Source organism: Pseudomonas sp. Arb-4-2C (assembly GCF_055755015.1).
In genome coordinates this window covers 2,740,391-2,759,009 of record NZ_CM146899.1, presented here as the reverse complement: position 1 = coordinate 2,759,009, position 18,619 = coordinate 2,740,391, and the positions used below count along the sequence as shown (strand labels likewise).

16 protein-coding genes are annotated in these 18,619 nt (G+C 58.7%); 11 read left to right on the top strand and 5 right to left on the bottom strand.

Annotation, left to right across the window (positions count from 1 at the left end; translation table 11 throughout):
• Nucleotides 1-101: 101 nt before the first annotated feature.
• Entirely contained in the window at nt 102-974 is an 873-nt protein-coding gene (locus AC0J41_RS12355) for a patatin-like phospholipase family protein (RefSeq protein ID WP_473015742.1), read from the top strand.
• A 118-nt stretch (nt 975-1,092) separates the two neighbouring features.
• On the opposite strand, the gene AC0J41_RS12350 is transcribed toward AC0J41_RS12355, so the two are convergent.
• Nucleotides 1,093-2,226 carry an aminotransferase class V-fold PLP-dependent enzyme gene (locus AC0J41_RS12350; RefSeq protein ID WP_473015741.1) on the bottom strand — a complete coding sequence of 378 codons (1,134 nt, stop codon included), beginning with the start codon at nt 2,224-2,226 and terminating at the stop codon, nt 1,093-1,095.
• Between the two features lie 218 nt (nt 2,227-2,444).
• Here AC0J41_RS12350 and AC0J41_RS12345 point away from each other — a divergent pair, with 218 nt between their 5' ends.
• Nucleotides 2,445-3,056, top strand: a complete 612-nt coding sequence (locus AC0J41_RS12345) for a dTMP kinase (RefSeq protein ID WP_473015740.1) — start codon at nt 2,445-2,447, stop codon at nt 3,054-3,056.
• On the opposite strand, the gene AC0J41_RS12340 is transcribed toward AC0J41_RS12345, so the two are convergent.
• Nucleotides 3,013-3,789 (bottom strand): KAP family P-loop NTPase fold protein, encoded by a 777-nt coding sequence (locus tag AC0J41_RS12340; RefSeq protein WP_473015739.1) that lies wholly within the window; start codon nt 3,787-3,789, stop codon nt 3,013-3,015. The two genes, AC0J41_RS12345 and AC0J41_RS12340, sit on opposite strands and share 44 nt — an antisense overlap.
• Before the next feature lie 124 nt (nt 3,790-3,913).
• Between AC0J41_RS12340 and AC0J41_RS12335 the strand changes: the two genes are divergently transcribed.
• Nucleotides 3,914-4,243, top strand: a complete 330-nt coding sequence (locus AC0J41_RS12335) for a hypothetical protein (protein WP_473015738.1) — start codon at nt 3,914-3,916, stop codon at nt 4,241-4,243.
• A gap of 511 nt (nt 4,244-4,754) precedes the next feature.
• Here the strand turns inward: AC0J41_RS12335 and AC0J41_RS12330 are convergent.
• Both AC0J41_RS12330 and AC0J41_RS12325 read right to left on the bottom strand, forming a co-directional pair.
• Nucleotides 4,755-5,270 (bottom strand): cupin domain-containing protein, encoded by a 516-nt coding sequence (locus AC0J41_RS12330; protein WP_473015737.1) that lies wholly within the window; start codon nt 5,268-5,270, stop codon nt 4,755-4,757.
• Nucleotides 5,271-5,396: 126 nt separating this feature from the next.
• Nucleotides 5,397-6,296, bottom strand: a complete 900-nt coding sequence (locus AC0J41_RS12325; RefSeq protein WP_473015736.1) for a helix-turn-helix domain-containing protein — start codon at nt 6,294-6,296, stop codon at nt 5,397-5,399.
• A 161-nt stretch (nt 6,297-6,457) separates the two neighbouring features.
• Between AC0J41_RS12325 and AC0J41_RS12320 the strand changes: the two genes are divergently transcribed.
• The 5 genes from AC0J41_RS12320 (at nt 6,458) to AC0J41_RS12300 (ending at nt 12,740) form a co-directional block, all read left to right on the top strand.
• Entirely contained in the window at nt 6,458-7,816 is a 1,359-nt protein-coding gene (locus AC0J41_RS12320) for a glutamine synthetase family protein (RefSeq protein ID WP_473015735.1), read from the top strand.
• A gap of 200 nt (nt 7,817-8,016) precedes the next feature.
• Nucleotides 8,017-9,105, top strand: a complete 1,089-nt coding sequence (locus tag AC0J41_RS12315) for a polyamine ABC transporter substrate-binding protein (RefSeq protein WP_025109789.1) — start codon at nt 8,017-8,019, stop codon at nt 9,103-9,105.
• Entirely contained in the window at nt 9,102-10,403 is a 1,302-nt protein-coding gene (locus AC0J41_RS12310) for an NAD(P)/FAD-dependent oxidoreductase (RefSeq protein WP_025109790.1), read from the top strand. Before AC0J41_RS12315 ends, AC0J41_RS12310 begins: the two co-directional genes overlap by 4 nt.
• Nucleotides 10,404-10,516: 113 nt before the next feature.
• Nucleotides 10,517-12,172 (top strand): PqiB family protein, encoded by a 1,656-nt coding sequence (locus AC0J41_RS12305; protein ID WP_025109791.1) that lies wholly within the window; start codon nt 10,517-10,519, stop codon nt 12,170-12,172.
• Between the two features lie 16 nt (nt 12,173-12,188).
• Nucleotides 12,189-12,740 (top strand): PqiC family protein, encoded by a 552-nt coding sequence (locus AC0J41_RS12300; RefSeq protein WP_473015734.1) that lies wholly within the window; start codon nt 12,189-12,191, stop codon nt 12,738-12,740.
• Between the two features lie 8 nt (nt 12,741-12,748).
• On the opposite strand, the gene AC0J41_RS12295 is transcribed toward AC0J41_RS12300, so the two are convergent.
• Nucleotides 12,749-14,011, bottom strand: coding sequence for a sensor histidine kinase (locus AC0J41_RS12295; protein WP_473015733.1), 1,263 nt, complete (start codon nt 14,009-14,011; stop codon nt 12,749-12,751).
• A gap of 456 nt (nt 14,012-14,467) precedes the next feature.
• On the opposite strand from AC0J41_RS12295, the gene pmrG reads away from it, so the two are divergent.
• From pmrG to AC0J41_RS12280, 3 genes are all read left to right on the top strand, one after another.
• Nucleotides 14,468-15,010, top strand: a complete 543-nt coding sequence (gene pmrG / locus AC0J41_RS12290) for a lipopolysaccharide core heptose(II)-phosphate phosphatase PmrG (RefSeq protein ID WP_371262558.1) — start codon at nt 14,468-14,470, stop codon at nt 15,008-15,010.
• A gap of 298 nt (nt 15,011-15,308) precedes the next feature.
• Nucleotides 15,309-17,030, top strand: coding sequence for a lipid IV(A) 4-amino-4-deoxy-L-arabinosyltransferase (gene arnT, locus AC0J41_RS12285; protein ID WP_473015732.1), 1,722 nt, complete (start codon nt 15,309-15,311; stop codon nt 17,028-17,030).
• Nucleotides 17,027-18,544, top strand: a complete 1,518-nt coding sequence (locus AC0J41_RS12280) for an ArnT family glycosyltransferase (RefSeq protein WP_473015731.1) — start codon at nt 17,027-17,029, stop codon at nt 18,542-18,544. Before arnT ends, AC0J41_RS12280 begins: the two co-directional genes overlap by 4 nt.
• Nucleotides 18,545-18,619: the final 75 nt, after the last annotated feature.

The window sequence follows — 18,619 nt, the reverse complement described above, 5'->3', positions numbered from 1 at the left end:
ACCTACTGTCCAGTGTAGACGCTAACCCGAACCACCATGCCTCCCTGCAATGCCATCTCCAGCTAGGCTTGTGAGCTGAGGCACGAGGTGAGGAGGTGGTTATGCCAATGGCGAAAACAGCGCTTGTCCTGGCCGGTGGTGGCAGCCTGGGCGCGGTTCAGGTCGGGATGTTACAGGCGCTGGTTGAGGCTGACGTCGTATTCGACCTGGTGGTTGGCGCGTCGGTCGGCGCCATTAACGGTGCCTACTTCGCCGCCAGACCGAATGCCAAAGGCGTGAGCGAACTTGCGGACTTCTGGCGCAGCCTGCGCAAGTCGGATGTGTTCCCGTTCTCTGCGCTCGACACCCTCAAGGGCATTCTGAATCGTCGCGGGCACTTGCTGAGTGCATCCGCCTTGCACCGTTTAGTGAGCAGATCACTGCCGGTCAAACGGATCGAAGACACCGAGTTACCACTTTATATCGTCACCACCAATCTGCTCAGCGGTGCCGAGGAGCTATTGTCCAGTGGCAGCGCCGAACAGGCACTGCTCGCCAGCGCGGCGATTCCGCTGGTGTTTCCCAGCGTACGAGTCGGAGAAAAATTTTTGGTCGACGGCGGCGTCAGCAGCAACACACCGATCGCCAGTGCGGTGGCATTGGGCGCAACACGGGTTCTGGTGCTGCCCACCGGGTTCGGTTGTGCCTGCCCCTGTCCGCCCACTGGACTCGTTGCGCTGGCCTTGCACACGCTCAACTTGATGAGCATGCGTCAACTGGTGCGTGACATCGAGCTGTACCGTGCACGTGCAGCCATCCATGTGGTCCCGCCGCTGTGCCCACTGGACGCTTCAGTGTTCGACTTCAACCAGACAGACCAACTGCTGCAACGGGCTTATCAGTCAACTCAGACCTGGATAGAGGAGGGCGGATTGATCCGCGACGGAATACCCGATTCGCTGCTGGCGCATACTCATCATTTTGCTGATGAGTGATCTCGGAATCACCCAGCGACCGTCGTCGCGAGGTGTTCGCCAATAAAGAGGCGTTGGCTGCTGATGACTGCATTCCCGTCGGGAATGCAGTACATGAAATCGACCGAGGCAAGATGAGTTAGTCAGCCATCACTTCGTCGAGTGCCTGCTCAAGCAGGCTGACCGTACGTTCGATATTCTGCAGCTTCTCGAGTCCGAACAGCCCGATGCGGAAGGTCTGGAAGTCGGCCGGCTCGTCACATTGCAATGGTACTCCGGCGGCGATCTGCAGGCCGTGCTCGGCAAATTTCTTGCCGTTCTTGATGTCGCCATCCTCGGTGTAGCTCACCACGACGCCGGGAGCCTGAAAACCGGCAGCAGCCACGCTTTTGAAGCCTTTGCCGGTCAACAGGGCGCGTACCTGATCACCCAGCGCCTGTTGTTCGTCGCGGATCTTGTCGAAACCGTAGGCTTGCGTCTCTTTCATCACATCGTTGAACCGCGCCAGGGAATCGCTGGGCATGGTCGCGTGGTAGGCATGGCCGCCCTGTTCGTAGGCCTGCATGATCTGCAGCCACTTTTTCAGGTCGCAGGCGAAGCTGCTGCTTTGCGTCTGTTCGATGCGTTCGAGGGCCCGCGCACTGAACATCACCAGGGCGCAGCAAGGGGAGGCGCTCCAGCCTTTCTGCGGCGCGCTGATCAGCAGGTCGATTGCGCATTTGTGCATATCAACCCAAATCGTGCCCGAGGCGATGCAGTCCAGCACAAACAGACCGCCCACCGCATGCACGGCGTCGCCGACCGCCCGCAAGTACTCGTCGGGCAGGATGATCCCGGATGATGTTTCAACGTGGGGCGCGAAGACTATCTGAGGCTTATGTGCCGCAATGGCTGCCAGCACTTCGTCCAGAGGAGGCGGGGCGTAGGCAGCGTGGCGGTCGGTGTCGACCGGTCGCGCCTTGAGCACCGTGGTGGCCGCCGGAATGTTGCCCATCTCAAGGATCTGGCTCCAGCGATAACTGAACCAGCCGTTACGTATCACCAGGCATGGCTGGCCGGTGGCGAACTGCCGCGCCACCGCTTCCATGCCGAAAGTGCCGCTGCCCGGGACCACCGCAACCGCTTCGGCGTTGTAGACCTGTTTCAGGGTCTTGGAAATGTTCTTCATCACGCCTTGGAAGGATTGCGACATGTGGTTGAGCGAGCGGTCGGTGTAGACCACCGAGTACTCGACCAGTCCCTCAGGATCGATACCGGGATAGAGCTTTGACATGGCGGAACTCCTTTGGCAGAGATGTAGTGGTATCGACCCTGCCTCAAGCCGTGGCAAATGACAAGGTTGCCCGGCTTGTCAGCACTTGCGTTCAATCACAGCGGCACAAGACGAGGAGGGAACAGTGATGCACAATCATTCTCCAGCCGGATCAATGTGTTTATCGACTTTCTGATCGAGACGCTCGGTCCGGCGGCCACAACCAAGCGATGTGAACAATGAATCGTCCGCTGTTTGTTTCTCTCGATGGGCCCAAGGGCACCGGTAAAACCACACTGTTGGAGGCGGTTACAAAGACACTGAGGGCAGCCAACAAGAAAGTCATAAGGCTTTGCGAGAGAAAAAGCGATCCTTTTCGGGGTGAAACCATGGCCCTGATAAACACGCTTGCCAGAAATCCTTCGGCGGATCTGGAATGGGCTGTGTGCCAGCGCCTGGCTGATAGCCGTCGCTGGATCTCCCGACACGTACTGACGAAGCAACCGTTGGACAGCATTGTCCTGATCGATCGCTGGTATCCGTCTGATGCCGCGTTTCGCCAAACCATCCCGTTTGCCGAGATTCTCCAGTTGAACCTGGATCGAGACGTGCGAGTGCCGGACCTGCATGTCGGCGTCGTGACTGATCCGGATATTTCATGGGCAAGGGCTGCGGCGCGATCTCGAGGATTAGGCGGCACCGTGATCCAGCAGCATGCAGAACATGTGGCGTGTACGGTGATGTTCGAGCGAGCGGTCAAGGAACATGGTTGGGTTCTATGCCGTAACGAGGGAACGATTGAAGACGCTACGATGCAGGTGGTTTCTGATATCTACAGGGTGCTGGTGTGATCGTTGGAATGGAGGCAAGTGTTGATGCAAGAGGCGCGTAGCGTAATACATGATTTAACATAATATACATTACACGTAGCTTGGGCAGGCATCGATCAAGGTCATCAACGATGACCACCAGTTGGTCAATGTCCGCGGCCGTCAGAAGCTCTTCGAACTCGGCCCGGAACTTGTGCATGTGCTCGGGGAGCTGCTCAGACTCCTTCTCAGCATCCTTGATGAAGCCACCGGCCGTCTCAGCAAGGCCGGTGAGGCTTTCTATGCTGAGATGGTCGCCCGGGTTACGCACGAAGGCCGAAATGGACTCCACTGCCCCTTTGAGCTGGTCAATGCTGGGGATGCCGGACAATGCGGTGAACCCGAGACCTCCGGCATGCTTCGCCAGCTTGAACCAATCAACACGTAGCAAGACCTTCTTCGCGGCGTCGGCGATCTTCTTGGAGCCCGGCCGTGCCCGCTGCAATTCATCTACAATGGTCTGGATAACGACAGTTTTCGCGTCCTCAAATCCTTCGAATGTCCAGCCGTTGAACCAGATACAGCAGACGCGCTCATCAGCGTTGAGTAGTTGCTGAGTCATCTTCAAGACGCTGGATTTACCCGCCCCCCAGTCGCCGTGCACACCAATAGTGACCGGGGTTCCCCGAGATTCATCAAGTAGGCGCTTTACCGTTTTGGCAATGGGGGCGTAATACAGCAGGTCAGTGGCTGTTTCCTGGTCATTCAGGAACATGTAAAGAACTCCTTTTCTAGCATTTGAGATCCAACCACGGGGGTGACCATCGGACAGCCGCCGCTCTCACGTTAGGCTATGGGCATCAATAGGTGTCCGCGAGTAGGCCAAAGTCGGCGCATTGATGTCAATACGCCATTTTAGGGGAGGTGAACTGCCCGACTTAAGCGCGAGTTGGCTGGAGCCACTAAAGGGCGCGTTTTCAAGAGACGGTAGCGGCGTCGCGGGCAAGGTTGAATTTCAGTACAACCGCCTGCGCAAGATCAAGGATTTTGTCTTGCCCACTCAGTACTACAGCTATTGGGACATCGGCAAAGTCTGGAGCGAGGAACCTCGCTACGTCGGTTCGGAAAATCTGTCGTCGGCCGGCGTCGGGGCGCATTTCCAGGTGCTCAAGCATCTGCTCATCTCCCCCGAAGTGGCCTTTCCACTGACTGATTCCGTAAGTGCGTAAGACCTGGAGGGCGACAATGGCAAGGCGCCGCGCCTCCATATCAATTTCCTCTAATTGTTCTAGGGGCGAATAACTTTAGTAGGACGCTGGAGACAAGTCGCTCACAAGCCGCAATGTACAACCACGGGCCAAGAGCTTTAACCCATTGTTGGGAGGTCAGTTGGGGCTGCATTGTCATGTCGGGGAGCGACCGGCTAGGAGCGACTCGGCGAAGAGACAAAGGTAGCGATGAACCGCAACAGAATCACTTTTAGCTGTGCTCTTGCATGTGACAGCACATCGAAAAATGTTGCGTATAAATTGAATTACTCAGGCAACAAACATTCAATTTTTGGTTGTGCAACTACAAAATACCGAGCGCGCACTTAGTTGCTTGAAACTTATAATAAATACTGCAGCAACAGTCTCCGGCTATACCTATTTTCAGCGACAAGATGTTTCGCGATCAGCCCGGTTGCACGCCAGATTTCAATCCAGAGCCTTTGCTCGTGAGCCTCGCTTTTCCCAAGCCTCAATCATCATCCCGCGTCAGTTTTTCAATCAGCGTTCGATGCTGCGAAAATTGCGCTGTGAGTTTCTTGCGGTCACCCATTTGCATGTCCGCAAAATCAAATCCTGGCGATACCGCTTCGCTGATCAATCCAAATCCATGTTCACCGTCGAGTAGCCGCGAAGCTTTCCAGATTCCACCAGGCACGTGCATTTGCAAATGCTGACCTGCCAGAACGTCGTTGCCCATTATCAGCGTCTGCAGCGAACCGTCAGCGTGGATCATGTTGTACTCGATGGGATCTCCCAGATGAAAAAAATGCAGGATTTCCGACTGATTGAAATGAAACTGGCCCACCGGCGAATCCTCGGTCAGCAAGTAATAAATCGCAGTCATCAGGTAACGGGGTCCATTGGTGGTTTGCAGCATGGCGCGCTCATCAGCTTGAAACGTCCTGCGAAAATAGCCGCCTTCGACGTGAGGCTGCGGATCCAGCGCCGCAATCACCTCCTTAACGCCTGATCTCCCTGGGTTCATGGTCTGCTCCGTTGATTTGAAGGTAGATTCTCCGATAGCTCAACTAAACGGATATTTAGTGTAGTTAGCCGACGATAGCTGCACGTTTTCAGATTTTATGCGCACACACCATAAAGGCGCGATCGATCAACAACGCTTGAGCGTCTCACTTGGCAACTCATTGAACAGCGCCCGATAGCTGCTGGAAAACCGCCCCAGATGCCAGAAAGACCAGTTCATCGCCACTTCGGCCACTGTGGTTTCCGTCGGCGCGCGCATGAGCAGCTCACGATGCGCGCTGTTCAATCGCCGCAGGCGCAACCAGTGGCTTGGCGTCATGCCGGTGAAGTTCTTGAACGCATGCTGCAACTGCCGTAGCGAGACGCCCGCCACCTGCGCCAGTTCCAGCAGATTGACCGTCTCTTCCGGCGAATCGGCCGCCCACTCCCCTACTCGCTTCATGATCGTCCGTTCCTCGCTACGGCGCTGCAGGCCGCCGCGATCAAGACGCGCACGGGCGTTGTCGAGGATGAACAGACAGTCTTCCAGCAACTGTTGAGTCAGGGCTTCTTTGCTTGGTTGATCAAGGGTTTGCGACAACTTCGTGAGTGTCGAGCTTAACCAGCGACTGAACAAGGCGTTCTGCCCGCAATTCAACGGCGCCATGAACAGGCCTTCAAGTCGGGACACGTCCAGACCGTGTTGCCGGACGAATTCCGGGCCAAAAACCACGGCAATTTCCTGGTAGTTCTCCGGAGTGATCCAGATGTTGCGGCTCTCTTCGTTGAGCAGATACAGCGCGTTGTCGCTGCGATCGAAACAAAACGCCAAGGCACCCGCTGGGGCGCTGAAATTCTGTTCGACGCGGGTGTTCATCTGTTCTTCGTAAACCTGCACGCCCTGCAAATCCAGATAGCGAATCTGCCCGGCGAAATGTCCGGGAGACATCTGCTGGTAATGCTGAACCCAACCCGGCGTGGCACGGATTTGCTCGGAGACATCAGCGGTATTGAAAGCCTGAACCTGTAGCGGATTGCACGTTGTCATGGGAGACCTTGCGCACTCTTTTGGTGCGCTTTGGTGCTGCTTAAAGTGGATAGATGGAACTGCAAGGCACGCCCAAGATAGTCGTCAACGCGCCACAGGGGAAGGGGCGGAAGATGAAACCCGCCCTCCCCGGCGTCTATAAAACCAATAACGAGGTCTTTATGAATGCCCCTTTCGATCAGCTGTTCACTTGGCTGAAAGATCACAAGATTACCGAAGTTGAATGTGTGGTCAGTGACCTGACCGGCATCGCCCGCGGCAAGATCGCACCGACCAACAAGTTCCTGCATGAACGAGGCATGCGCCTGCCGGAAAGTGTGCTGCTGCAAACGGTAACCGGGGATTTTGTCGACGACGATATCTACTACGACCTGCTCGACCCTGCCGACATCGACATGGTCTGCAAGCCGGTAGCCGACGCCGTGTATGTGATTCCGTGGGCGATCGAGCCGACCGCCATCGTCATCCACGACACCTTTGATAAGTTCGGCAACCCGATCGAACTGTCGCCGCGCAACGTGCTGAAGAAAGTCCTGCAGCTGTACACCGACAAAGGCTGGAAGCCAATTGTGGCGCCGGAAATGGAGTTCTACCTGACCCAGCGCTGTGAAGATCCGGACTTGCCGCTCAAGGCGCCGCTCGGTCGTTCGGGCCGCGCGGAAAGTGGTCGTCAGTCGTTCTCGATCGACGCCGCCAACGAATTCGATCCGTTGTTCGAAGACGTCTACGACTGGTGCGAGCTGCAAGGTCTGGACCTGGACACGCTGATTCACGAAGACGGTCCGGCGCAGATGGAAATCAACTTCCGTCACGGCGACGCACTGGATCTGGCTGACCAGATCACCGTATTCAAACGCACCCTGCGCGAGGCGGCGCTCAAGCACAACGTCACCGCGACGTTCATGGCCAAACCGATTGGCGACGAACCCGGCAGCGCCATGCACCTGCACCAGAGCGTGGTGGAAATCGCCACCGGCAAGCCTATCTTCGCCAATGCCGACGGCACGATGAGCGAGCTGTTCCGCCATCACATCGGCGGGCTGCAGAAATACATCCCGAAAGTGCTGCCGATGTTCGCGCCCAACGTCAACTCGTTCCGCCGCTTCCTGCCGGACACTTCGGCACCGGTGAACGTCGAATGGGGCGAAGAAAACCGTACCGTCGGCCTGCGTGTGCCGACCTCCGGCCCGGAATCCATGCGCGTGGAAAACCGCTTGCCGGGCGCCGACGCCAACCCGTATCTGGCCATTGCCGCGAGCCTTTTGTGTGGCTACATCGGCATGATCGAAGGCATCGAGCCGAGCGCCGCCGTTGAAGGTCGGGCCTACGAGCGCCGCAATTTGCGCCTGCCGATCACTATCGAAGAAGCGCTGACGCAAATGGAAGAGTGCGACACCGTTGCCGAGTACCTGGGCACCAAGTTCGTACGCGGCTACGTCGCCGTCAAACGCGCCGAGCACGAAAACTTCAAGCGCGTGATCAGTTCGTGGGAACGCGAGTTCCTGCTGCTCAGCGTCTAAGCCAATCCGCAAAGCCCCTTCGCCCCCTTGCGGGAGGGGCTTTTGTGGGAGGGGTTTGCTCCCGAAAGCGGTGTATCAGTCAACAGAATGCTGAACGTGCTGGCCTCTTCGCGAGCAAGCCCCCGCCCACAGAGGAACAATGAGCGACCTGAAAATCCAGAACCACCTGAAAAAATCCAATAACTTCAAGAGGTGTCGATATGCGTCTACTGAAATCCATGGTCCCTGCCGCTCTGGCGCTGGTGTGCAGCACTGCAGCGCTGGCTCAGCCACAGGTCAGCGTTTACAACTGGACCGACTACATCGGTGAAACCACCCTCGCCGACTTCCAGACCAAGACCGGGATCAAGGTGATCTACGACGTTTTCGATTCCAACGAAACCCTGGAGGGCAAGCTCCTCGCCGGTCGTACCGGTTACGACGTGGTAGTGCCGTCCAACCACTTTCTTGCCCGTCAGGTAAAGGCCGGTGCCTTCCTCAAACTGGATCGCGAGCAGTTGCCGAACTGGAAAAATCTCGACCCGAAACTGCTCGCGCTGCTGGAGAAAAACGACCCGCAAAACGCGCACTCGGTGCCGTACCTCTGGGGCACCAACGGCATCGGTTACAACGTCGACAAGGTCAAGCAAGTGCTGGGCATCGATCACATCGATTCCTGGGCCGTGCTGTTCGAACCGGAAAACATCAAGAAGTTGTCGCAGTGCGGCGTGTCGATGATGGACTCGGCCGACGAAGTGTTCCCGGCGATCCTCAACTACATGGGCATGGACCCACGCAGCGAAAACCCGGAAGACTTCAAAAAAGCTGAAGCCAAACTGCTGAGCATCCGCCCGTACATCACCTACTTCCACTCCTCCAAATACGTCTCGGACCTGGCCAACGGTGATATCTGCGTGGCCTTCGGTTATTCCGGCGACGTGTTCCAGGCCGCCAATCGCGCCAAGGAAGCCAAGAACGGCGTGAACATCGCGTACGCCATTCCCAAGGAAGGCGCCAACCTGTGGTTCGACCTGCTGGCAGTTCCGGCCGACGCCGCCAATCCGAAAGAAGCCCACGCCTTCATTAATTACCTGCTCGACCCGCAGGTGATCGCCAAGGTCAGCGCCTCGGTCGGTTATGCCAACCCGAATCCACCCGCCAAACAGTACATGGACGTCGCGCTGGTGAATAACCCAGAGGTTTATCCGCCGCAGGAAGTCCTCGACAAACTGTACATTTCCACCACCCCACCCCAGTCGATCATGCGTCTGATGACCCGTTCCTGGAGCAAAGTGAAGTCGAACAAATGAATCAGTACACCCAGGAACACGCCCGCTCCTATTACGCAGCCTCGGCGCGGGCAAGCACGCCATACCCCAAGCTGGACGGCGATCTGAACGTTGATGTCTGCGTCATCGGCGGTGGTTTCACCGGGGTCAACACCGCCATCGAACTCGCTCAGCGCGGCCTGTCGGTGGTGTTGCTCGAAGCCCGGCGCATCGGCTGGGGTGCCAGCGGGCGCAACGGCGGCCAGTTGATCCGCGGCATTGGCCATGAAGTCGAAGGCTTTGCCCGCTATGTCGGCAATGACGGCGTGCGTTACTTGCAACGCGCCGGGATCGATTCGGTGGAGCTGGTACGCCAGCGCATCACTGACAACCACATCGAGTGCGACTTGCATTGGGGCTTCTGTGAGTTGGCCAACACCCCCGCACAATTCGCGGCATTCAAGGACGAGCAAGTCAGCCTTGCCGAGCTTGGCTACAGCCATGAAACCCGGCTGGTAGGCCCCGAGCAGATCCGTCAACAAGTGGTCAACGCCGAGGTCTACGCCGGTGGTCTGGTGGACATGGGCTCCGGCCACCTGCATCCGCTGGATCTGGTGCAAGGCGAGGCACGTCTGGCGGCGTCCCTCGGCGTGCGGATCTTCGAGCAGAGCCCGGTGCAGCAGATCATTCATGGCGAAACCGTTCAGGTGCGTTGCGCCCACGGCACCGTGCGTGCTGGCAGTCTGGTGCTCGGTTGCAACGCCCACCTGGATGAACTCGAACAGCAGCTCAGCGGCAAGGTGCTGCCGGCCGGCAGCTACATCATCGCCACCGAGCCGTTGTCCGAGGAGCGCGCCGCGCAATTGATCCCGCACAATCTTGCACTGTGCGACCAGAAAGTCGGCCTCGATTACTACCGGCTCTCGGCGGATCGACGCCTGTTGTTCGGCGGCGCATGCCACTATTCCGGACGCGATCCTGCCGACATCGCGGCCTACATGCGACCGAAGATGCTCAAGGTCTTCCCGCAACTGGCAGACGTGCGCATCGATTATCAGTGGGGCGGCAAGATCGGCATCACCGCCAACCGCTTCCCCCAGGTTGGCCGACTCAAGCAGCAGCCGAACGTGTACTACGCTCAGGGGTATTCCGGCCATGGCCTGAACGTCACGCACTGGTGCGCCAAACTGCTGGGCGAGGCGATTCATGCCGGGCACAGTCAGGGCATGGACGTGTTCAGCGCAGTGCCGCACATGACCTTTCCCGGCGGCCCGGCACTGCGTTCGCCGCTGCTGGCACTGGGCATGTTCTGGTATCGGCTGCGTGAGCTGGTGGGCTGACGGCGCTCGGGCAATTAATCCTTTCGGTTTGCTCTATCGCAAGGCACTTCTATATTGATGAAGTGCTTTTGCGTTCCTGACGCTCAGTGCCCAACAAACCGAGGAGGACATGGATGAAGTCGTCAGCCGCCGATGAGCCGCGAGCACCGGGGCAAGCCCCGATCAAGACCCGACGCTTCAGTATTTCACTGGTGTGGATCGTCCCGATCGTCGCGGTGCTGGTCGGCATTTCGCTGGTGGTGCACAACCTGATGCAGGAAGGCCCGACGATCATCGTCAACTTCAAGACCGGCAGCGGTCTGACCGCCAACAAGACCGAGGTCAAATACCGCAACGTGGTGATCGGTCAGGTGACTGACGTCGAGCTGAGCGGCGACCAGAAGAGCGTCGACGCCACCATCAAACTGTCCAAACAGGCCGAAACGTTCACTCGCGAAGACTCGCAATTCTGGGTCGTGCGCCCACGCATCGGCGCCGGCGGTGTTTCGGGCATCGACACCCTGCTCTCCGGCGACTACATCGGCGCCGACATCGGCCAGGCCGATGGCCGTGCGAAACACTTCAAAGGCCTGGAAAACCCGCCGCCGATTACCTACGGCGAACCGGGCAAGCGCTTCATGCTGCACGCCTCCGATCTGGGCTCGCTGGACATCGGCTCACCGGTGTATTTCCGCAAGATCCCGGTCGGCCAGGTCGTCACCTACACCCTCGACCCCGATGGCAAAGGGGTCGACATCGAAGTATTCATTCACTCGCCGAACGATGCGTTTGTCACCGAGAACACCCGGTTCTGGAATGCCAGCGGCATCGACGTCAACTTTGGCGCCAACGGGTTTGCGGTGAAAACCGAATCGCTTTCGACTTTGCTGGTGGGCGGCATCGCCTTCCGCGCTCCGGACTACAGCCCCAACGACGTGGCCGCAGGCGAAGACAAGGACTTCGAGCTGTTCGCCGACCAACAGACCGCTCTCGCCCCCCCCAACGGCAAGGCGCAATACATGGTGCTGCGTTTCGACCAGTCGCTGCGCGGACTCAAGGTCGATGCGCCGGTCGAGTTCCTCGGCATGGAGATCGGTCGGGTGGTGGGCATCAACCTGGATTTCGATGCGAAAAAGCGCACCTTCCCGCTTAATGTCGGGATCGTCATTTACCCGCAGCGTCTGGGTCAGGCCTACAAAAAGATGCTGACCGAATTCAAGCATGATCCCAACGACGAAGCCGCCGGCATTCGTCTGCTCGGCACCTTTGTCGATAATGGCCTGCGCGCCCAGGCCCGCAGCGGCAACCTGCTGACCGGGCAACTGTACATCGCGCTGGATTTCTTCCCGAAAGCCGAGAAGGTTGCGTTCGATCCGACCGTTCGGCCTGTGATCCTGCCGACCGTTCCCGGCAGCCTCGAACAGCTGCAGGAAAAGCTCGAAGCGATGGTCGACAAACTCAACAAACTGCCGGTCGAACGGATTGCCGGCAACCTCGACAGCAATCTCGTCGAGCTGCGCAAAGGCCTGACCCAGTTCAACGCGAAAACCCTGCCGGGTGTGCAGGCCACCCTGGCCGACGTCAGCAAGACCTTGCAGTCCGCCAGCTCGACATTGGCCGAAGACTCGCCGCAGCGTGAAAAACTGACGCAGACCCTCGACGAGCTCGGGCGCATGTCGCGTTCGCTGCGTGAGCTGTCGGATTATCTGGGACGGCATCCGGAGTCGCTGATACGTGGCCGCCCGGACAACGCCGCGCCATTGGATCTGAAAGGACCGCCGCGCAATTGAGCACAGGAGCTACCCCATGGCTTTACCGCTGAAGATCACCCTGCTCGCTGCGTTCCTGCTCCTTGGGGCCTGCCGCAGCGACCCGATCAGCTTTCACACGCTGACGCCGGTGCAGTTGCCCAACACCCGGGCCGGGGCGCAGATTCCCATTGAGGGAATCACCGTGCCCCCGCAAGTCGACCGCCCGCAAATTGTCATCCGCCAAGGCAGCAGTGGCCTGGCGATTCTGGAAACCCAATGGTGGGGAGCGAGTCTGGCGGATGAGTTACGCAGTGCACTGAACGATCAACTGAGCAATACCGGCACTCGCGGCAATGTCTCTGTGCGCATCGACGTGCAGCGTTTTGATTCGATCCCCGGCCAGTACGGACTGATTGACGTCAAATGGCGTCTGCGCCCCAGTGGCGCGGCGGAAAACAGCTTGCTGACGTGCCGCTCCACGTTGCAAACGGCGTCAGGCCCGGGGATTGATGATCTGGTGGCCGCGCAACAGAACAACGTCAGGCGCCTGGCGGCGTTGATCAGTCAGGCGGCGGGCAACCCGCGTAGCTGTCCATCGGCGTCCTGAGCCATCGGCTACAGCGTGACGGTGAAGCGACAACCGTTGGGTTCGCGCGTCACCAGTTGCACCTGCCACTGTTGATGGCTGCAGATTCGCTGCACCAGCGACAGCCCCAGTCCAAGGCCCTCCCCGCGCTGTTCGTCCCCGCGAACGAACGGCTGAAACATGGCGTGGCGTTTCTCTTCAGGGATCCCGATGCCGCTGTCCTCGACCACAAAACTGTCATTGAGCAGGGTCAGACGCACAAAGCCCTGATCGGTGTAGTGCCAGGCATTGCGCAGCAGGTTGCCCATGACCGACTGCAGGAAGGTCAGGTCATATCGCCCCGTGCCGGCCTGCTTCGACTCATAGATGAACGCCAGACCCTTCTCGCGAATCAATCGCCCCCAGACTTCGACCTGGGCATCGGCAACCTCTTCGAGCGTGCAGGTGGAGGCGGTTCCGAGCTCTTCGGGCTTGCGCGCGAGCAGCAAAAAAGTCTCGACCAGTTGGCGCATTTCACTGCTGGCCCGGGCTATCCGTCTGACGTGCTCGGTGGAGCGCGGTTCAAGCGAGGGGTTGGCCAGCAACAGTTCGCAGGAGCTGGCCAGAATCATCAACGGCGTGCGCAGCTCATGGCTCACGTCACTGGTGAAGAGTTTTTCCCGATTCAGGGTGTCTCGCAAGCGGCCAAGAGTCTGGTCAAAAGACAGTGCCAGGGCCCCGACTTCATCGTCGGCGTAGTCAGGGTGCAGTGCCGGCGCCAACGCAATCAATTGATCACGATGGCGAACCTGTCGTGCCAGGCGGATCACCGGTGCCATGACCTGCCGTGCCAACAGCCTGCCGAGCGTGACAGCCAAAATGACGCTGAGGATGAAACCGACGATCACCACGACAAATAGCAGATGCTCTCGCTGTTCAAAGCTTTCCTGATTGCGCAGCAGCACATATTTGCGTCCGCCAACCGCGTCGACCATGGCGTAGAAGTCATCACCATTCAACGTTATCTCCTGGAAACCCAGGGGCAGGCTCGCCAGTGGTTCGGTCAGCGCCATGGGACCGGGACCGTTTTCGAAGAAAAACAATTCGCTTTTTTCCGGCTCATGCCGCCATTGGCTGATGTCGTCCATTGCCAGCAAGCGGCGCAAACCACCGTTCAGGGCGGTCATGGTCAACTTGTGCTCGACGACATGCACGGTGGCGACAATGCCCATCGCGAACACACCCGCAACCAGAGCGCTCATCAAGGCGAACACAATCACGATCCGATTGGCGAGGCTTTGCTTGAGGTCCATCCGGTTTCATGACTCCAGTGCTGATTTCAGAACAACAGACAAGGTAGCGCGCGATGCCACGGGCCCAAGGGGCGCAGCTTCGCCTCCACGGCCGTCGTTGTTAAGTAGCGCCGATAAACAAAACGAGTATTTGAGTTTGTTTATCAAATAGCCGTTTTAGTTAAAACAGGTTGGCCCTCGCAAATTTTTCACAAGTTCTTCACTGCTCCGACACGCGTCTGACCGTAGTGTTCAGCAGCCATTCAAGCAAACCACCGTAAAGTAACTAACCTTCTCGAGCTCACGTTGCACTGTGTGTGTACTGAATGGAACTCGGGAATGACAAGGGGCAACGTTTTGGTTGAATTAGTACAAGTACAATCAGCGTCCAAGCGATGGGACCTGTCTCGTCCGCGCACCTGGGCAATCATTGCTGTCGGTTTGCTGCTCATCGCACTGATTTGCGGCTTCGTCTGGATGCAACGCTCGCCCGCCAACCTGCGCTATGCCAGTGCATCTGCCACCCAGGAATGGGTGAGCGCCTGGCAGGCCGGCGAAGTCGTCGCACTGGTGCGTCATACCGAGCGTTGCGACCGCTCGACCAATACCTGCCTGGGGCCGGCGGACGGTATCACTCAGGTGGGCAGCATTGCTGCAGCCGGCGTCGGCCAAGGCTTCATGCAATTGGGCCTGCAGAAAACCCAGGTCTTCAGCAGCCCGCTGACGCGCACCATGCAGACTGCACATTACATGCTCGGTCACGATGCGGTGCCCCAGGAATGGCTGGAAACCTGTGGCCCGACACTGCGCAATGAGGTGGTGGCGCACAAGACGCCCGGGCAGAACATGATTCTGGTGACGCACAGCGGCTGCATCGCCGATTTTGAAAGGCAAACCGGTTATCCCCGAGCAGTCGCTGCCGAATATGGCAGCGCTGTTTTAGTGCGGATCGACGCGCAAGGCGAGCTTAAAGTCATTGGCCTCATGAATCCCGAAGGCTGGCAACGCATGAACAAATAACAGGCAGGCGTGTTGTACAACTTTTCGGTATTGCGCAAACACGCCTCTGGCTCGCGCGTTGCACCCGCCAATTTGTAATAATAAATGTTTTTAAGTTTCGAAAACTGGACATATTCCGTTTTAAAGCTTGTCTTTCCAGAGAGAACTTAGAGCTGGAAGCACGCCAGTTCTCTGAATGCAGGAAACGTCCACCGGACGTGCTTGCGCCTGCATTCATCCAACCCGGTGTCACGCCTGCTACGGAAATCGCCAGGCGCGTCATTGAAACGCACACTTTGTACTGCACCAAGGTCCAGTCATGACGTCTGAGAACAAACCGCTGCACCATGCGGCTTTGAATTTGCCTCGCCTCCAACCGAGCACCGTGATCGAGCGTTTTGCGATCCCCGGTCTGGTACTGGCGTTCGTAGTGTTTTATCTGCTGCCACTGATGACCCACGGCCTGTGGATTCCCGATGAAACCCGTTATGGCCAGATCAGCCAGGAAATGCTGCAGAGTGGCAATTGGGTAGCGCCGCACTTCATGGGCATTCGCTATTTTGAGAAACCGATTGCCGGCTACTGGATGATCGCCATCGGTCAGGCGATTTTCGGCGAGAACCTCTTCGGCGTGCGCATCGCTTCCGCGCTGAGCACCGGCGTAAGTGTATGGCTGGCCTATCTGCTGGCCCGCCGTCTGTGGAACAACCCGCGCATCAGCGCGGCTTGCGCCCTCCTTTATATGAGCTTCGGTCTGATCGCCGGCCAGGCTGGTTATGCCAACCTCGATCCGCAGTTCACCTTGTGGGTCAACCTGAGCCTGGTGGCGATCTGGTTTGCCATCGACAGCAATACCCCGCGCGGTCGGCTGGGTGGTTGGGCATTGTTGGGGCTCGCCTGCGGCATGGGCTTGATGACCAAAGGCTTTCTTGCCCTGATGCTGCCGGTACTGATCGCCCTGCCCTACATGATCTGGCAGCGTCGCTTTGGCGAACTGGTGCGTTATGGGCTGGTTGCCGTTGCGGTGGCCGCACTGGTCAGCGTGCCGTGGGCACTGGCCGTGCATGCGCGTGAACCGGACTTCTGGCGCTTCTTCTTCTGGCACGAACACATCCGCCGCTTTGCCGCCGGTGAAGATGCCCAGCATGCGCGCCCATGGTGGTTCTATCTGCCGCTGCTGTTTGCATCCACCTTGCCGTGGGCGCTGCTGTTGCCTTCGACATTGCTGCGCACCTGGCGCGAAAAACGCGACCCGAAAATCGGCTTCCTGGCCTTGTGGTTCGTGCTGCCGCTGGCATTTTTCAGCGCGAGCAGCGGCAAGCTGCCGACTTACATCATGCCGTGCCTGCTGCCATTGGCGTTGCTGATGGGTTACACCGTGATGGGCTGGCTTGATCGCCAGGACGGTCGCGTGTTGCGTAGCAACGGCGTAGTCAACGTGGTGTTGGCCATTGCCGCGCTGGTCGCGCTGATCTATCTGCAAGCGACCCGCGAAATTTACGAACACACCGAAATGTTCAGCCTGTCGCTGGCCTATATCGTGCTGCTGGGCTGGCTCATCGCCGGCTCGCTGCAAACATTGCGACCGCTGACGTTGTGGGCGACACCGGCGCTGGGCATTGGCCTGCTCATCGCGTTGCTGCCGGCCGCCATGCCGGCAACCATCGTCAACAGCAAAATGCCGGATCAGTTCATTGCCGAGCACCAGCAGGAACTGAGCGAAACCACCTCGTTGCTGAGTAACGACCTGGGCGCAGCATCTGCGTTGTCCTGGCGTCTGCGTCGTCCGCAGGTGGATCTGTTCAACACCGTCGGCGAACTCAAGTACGGTCTCGATGACCCGGCCATGGCCTCGCGCAAAGTCAGTCTGGAAGACGTTGGCCAGTGGATGACCGAAGCCCGCAAAAAAGGCTCGGTCGGCGTGGTAATGCGAGTCAACAGCACATCGGACGCTCAGCAACTTGAGCTGCTGCCCATCGACGGCAAGCATTACCGCCGTGGCCAACTGGAAATCCTCATCTTCAACCAGAGCCAGCCATGACCCGGAATACGTCTGAACGGGGGCCACTGCTGCTCCTGCTGGCCGCGACTGCCCTGATGCTGCTGCTCGGCCTGGGCAGCCGCGAATTGTGGGGCGCGGAAACCCGCTGGGCCAATATCGCCCTGCAGATGCTGCAAAGTGGCGACTATTTTGACCCGTACCTCAAGGGCACGCCCTATTACGACAAACCGTTGCTGTCCTACTGGCTGATAACCGGCACCGCCTGGTTGACCGGTGGCCTGGGCCACTGGTCGCTGCGCCTGTCTTCGGTGATTTCCGCCTGGTTCAGCGTCTGGCTGGTGTATCTGCTGGGCGAGCAACTGTTTCGCAAAGGCACCGGACTGATCGCCGGCTGGATGCTGGCGACAACCTTCTATTTCGTGTTCTGGGCGCGGGTCGCCACGGCCGACATCCTCACCGTCTGCGGGATTCTGGCGGCGGTCTGGTGGTACTGGCGCGGACCGGAGGACACGCGATTTTCGCGTTATCTGGTGTTCTTCGGGCTGTTGTCGCTGACCTCACTGTTCAAAGGCCTGATCGGCTTCATCCTGCCCGGGCTGGTGCTGTTGCCGCATCTGCTCGGCGAACACCGCTGGAAGCGCCACCTGAACCTGCGCCTGTGCGCCGCCCTGCTGATTGCCGGCGCCTTCTATATGGTGCCGTTCCTGCTGTCGCACCTCTACGGCGCGCCGAACTATGGCGAAAGCGGCCTGGGCCTGGTTCTGCGGGAAAACGTCGTGCGGTTTTTCCAGCCGTTCGATCAATTCGGGCCGATCTACACCTACCTGATCTATCTGCCGGTCTACACCCTGCCCTGGGCGCCGTGCTGGATCATTGCGTTGTGGGTGGCGATCCGCAACTGGCGTGACATCGAGCCAGACACCCGCTGGCTGATCCTCGGCCTCGGCTTGCTGATGCTGTTTTTCACCGCCAGCGGCAGCCGTCGCAGCTATTACGTGCTGCCACTGGTGCCGTTCGCGCAACTGCTCGGCGCCTGGTGGATCACCCGGCGCATGGCGCAGCGCAATTCCGAAGGCCGTGGCTGGAAAATCGGCTTCGGCGTTGCCACCGTCGCCCTGGTCGCCATTCTCGGCGTCCTCTATCCGTGGACCAACAGCGGCGGCGGCGCGATTCCGTTTGGCGACTCGGTACGTCAGCAGGCCAGCCAGCAGGCGCCGCTCAACCAGTGGCGCATGGTCATGGTCGAGGTCGACAACAAAGTGCCGATGTACCTGCAAACCGGCGGTGCACCGTTCTATTACGTGCAAGAAGGTCAGGACTTTCCGCGCACGGGTGACACCGCAGCGCTGATGACCTGGCTGGAACGCACCAGCGGCCAGCACTGGGATCCGCAACGCACGATCGTTGTCGCCCAATACCGCACCGGCGATACACCGCCGCTGAATTATCTGAGCAGCGATCATCAGGTCATCACCACCACGCCTACCCGCGGCGAGCAGATGTTTCACGGCCGTGAAGACCAGAGCGTCGCTTACGTTCCAAACCCTTCCTGAAAAAAACACGTCATCGGGCGCACAGCAATCGTGCGCCCGATGACGTCGTCGCCTAATCTGAATGACAATGACAAG